At 64.9% G+C, this 2,468-nt stretch carries 3 protein-coding genes; all 3 read left to right on the top strand.

The window, feature by feature from the left end:
- Positions 1–85: 85 nt before the first annotated feature.
- The 3 genes from LDN95_RS22975 to LDN95_RS22965 are packed head-to-tail and all read left to right on the top strand — an operon-like array spanning position 86 to position 2,458.
- Positions 86–550, top strand: a complete 465-nt coding sequence (locus LDN95_RS22975) for a transposase (RefSeq protein ID WP_226019820.1) — start codon at positions 86–88, stop codon at positions 548–550.
- 26 nt (positions 551–576) lie between these two features.
- Positions 577–903, top strand: coding sequence for an IS66 family insertion sequence element accessory protein TnpB (tnpB, locus tag LDN95_RS22970; protein ID WP_255631083.1), 327 nt, complete (start codon positions 577–579; stop codon positions 901–903).
- Between the two features lie 31 nt (positions 904–934).
- Positions 935–2,458 carry an IS66 family transposase gene (locus LDN95_RS22965; RefSeq protein WP_226019818.1) on the top strand — a complete coding sequence of 508 codons (1,524 nt, stop codon included), beginning with the start codon at positions 935–937 and terminating at the stop codon, positions 2,456–2,458.
- Positions 2,459–2,468: the final 10 nt, after the last annotated feature.

Here is a 2,468-nt window from a genome sequence, read left to right as displayed (position 1 = left end):
GTAAGCGGTGTTTCGCGCCCACCTTGCGCTGGCGGGTGTCAGCGTTGAATTTCCGCGCCCTGACGTAAGTTGAGGCGCTACTCCTATGATTATCTCGGGTGACGATCCTGTGAGCAAGGGTGCTCGGCGGTTTGAGGTTTTCACCGGGGTAGGCAAACGGCGCGATTGGCCACCCGAGGTGAAGGCATCGATCGTCGCGGAATGCTATGCTGGCGGCGAAGGGGTGAGTGCCGTGGCGCGGCGCCATGGGCTTGATCCGTCGCAGATCTATGCCTGGCGCAAGAGCTTGCATCAGCAGTTGGTGGACCAGGGATTGGCACCGTCGGCGACTGAGCCGGTCGCGGTGACATTTGTGCCGGCGTTGATCGAGCCGGCCGCTCCGCCGACATCTGTAACTGCATCTGCTCCGGCACGACGAGGCAAGCGCCGACGGCGTGCACCGGCCCCAGCCATGGAACTGGAGATCGACGGCGTCGCGGTGAAGATCGGTCGCGGCGCCGATGCCGGGATGATTGCCGCCGTGATCGATGCACTCAAGGGTTCGCGATGATTGGACCAAGCGCTGGCGCACGCGTGATGGTTGCAACGCGTCCAGTTGATTTCCGCAAGGGACCCGATGCGTTGGCGGCCCTGGTGGGCGCAGAGTACGGCGGGGATGCCTATTCTGGTGTGATCTACGTGTTCCGGGCCAAGCGCTCGGACCGGATCAAGCTGGTCTGGTGGGACGGGACCGGGCTGTGCCTGATGGCCAAGAAGCTGGAATCCGGCGGCTTCAAGTGGCCGGGGATCCAGGACGGCGTGATGCGGCTGACGTCAGCACAACTGGGCGCCCTGCTGGAAGGTCTGGACTGGCGCCGGGTGCATGGTGGACGCCGCCCAATCGCCCCGCAGATTGCCGGTTGACGGGGCTTTCTGCTACTGATTCACTGCTTTCATGCTCATGGAAGCGGACCTTCCCAACGACGTCGAAGCGCTGCGTGCGCTCGTCCTCGAACAGGCCCGCGAACTCGATGCCCTCAAGGTTTTCCAGGCCGAGGTTGAACGCCTCAAGGCGATCATCGACGCCTTGCAGCGTCACCGTTTCGGTCGTCGATCCGAACAGCTCGACCCCGATCAGTTCGAACTGGCTCTGGAGGAAGTCGAGACAGCCTTGGCGGAGGCCGAGCATGCGCGGGACAAGGCTCGCCGGGCTTCGGCCGAGCGACCGCGCAAGACCAACCGCGGTTCGCTCCCGGCCCATCTCGAGCGGATCGAACAGGTTGTCGATGTCGAGGACAAGAATTGCCCCTGTTGTGGCGGGGCGCTCCACCAGATCGGCGAGGACGTGGCGGAGCGTCTCGACGTCGTTCCGACCACCTTCCGCGTGCTGGTTACGCGCCGTCCGCGCTACGGCTGCCGTTCGTGCGAGAGCGCGGTCGTGCAGGCGCCAGCGCCGGCGCGGATCGTCGAAGGCGGCCTTCCTACCGAAGCGCTGATCGCGCAAGTGTTGGTCGCCAAGTACGCCGATCACTTGCCGCTCTACCGCCAGTCGCAGATTTATGCCCGGCAAGGCATCCAGATCGATCGATCCACACTGGCGGACTGGGTTGGCCGGGCTGCGTGGTATCTGCGGCCTTTGCGCGATCACATCCTGGAGCGGCTGCGACGATCGGAACGGCTGTTTGCCGACGAGACGACGGCGCCAGTGCTGAACCCGGGCACCGGGAGGACGAAGACCGGGCAGCTATGGGCCTATGCCCGTGACGATCGGCCATGGGGCGGTGGTGATCCGCCGATGGTCGCCTACGTCTACGCCGCCGATCGCAAGAGCGAGCGCGCTGAGGCCCATCTCGGTGACTTCGTTGGCGTCCTGCAGGTCGATGGCTATGGCGGCTATGCCGCGCTCGCCCGGCGGCGCAACCAGATCCGCCTCGCCTTTTGCTGGGCGCACGTGCGCCGCAAGTTCTATGAACTCGCCGACACGTCGCCGGTCGCCACCGAGGTGCTGCGTCGTATCGCCCAGCTATACGTAATAGAGGACGAGGTTCGCGGTACACCTGCCGAACAGCGGCGGCAGGTCCGCGCCGAGCGTAGCCGCGTCATCATCGACGATCTGCGCGATTACCTTGAAGCCCGGAACCGCCAGGTCAGCGCGAAGGCCAAGCTCGGCGAAGCGATCCGCTACGCGCTCACCCGCTGGGACGGGCTCTCACGCTTCCTCGACGATGGTCGCGTCGACCTCGACAGCAACACCGTCGAACGGTCGATCCGACCGCTCGCGCTGAACCGAAAGAACGCCCTGTTCGCGGGCTCCGACGAAGGGGGCGACAACTGGGCGGTAATCGCCACACTCATCGAAAACTGCAAGCTGACCGGCATCAACCCACACGTCTGGTTGACCGACACGCTCACGAAGTTAGCCGGCGGTCACCCAGCCAACGTTGTTGGCGAGCTCGTGCCCTGGACGCCCGTGGTCTGAAAACACCGCT

The sequence above is a fragment of the Novosphingobium sp. FKTRR1 genome, from assembly GCF_020404405.1.
Lineage (GTDB): Bacteria > Pseudomonadota > Alphaproteobacteria > Sphingomonadales > Sphingomonadaceae > Novosphingobium.
The sequence above is the reverse complement of the archived record's forward strand: the minus strand, read 5'-3'. Positions and strand labels throughout refer to the sequence as shown.

What these genes read in the sequence shown, in the direction of transcription:
- LDN95_RS22975 (WP_226019820.1), top strand. Translation starts at nt 86, where the DNA reads ATGATTATCTCGGGTGACGATCCTGTGAGCAAGGGTGCTCGGCGGTTT.
- tnpB (WP_255631083.1), top strand. Translation starts at nt 577, where the DNA reads ATGGTTGCAACGCGTCCAGTTGATTTCCGCAAGGGACCCGATGCGTTG.
- LDN95_RS22965 (WP_226019818.1), top strand. Translation starts at nt 935, where the DNA reads ATGCTCATGGAAGCGGACCTTCCCAACGACGTCGAAGCGCTGCGTGCG.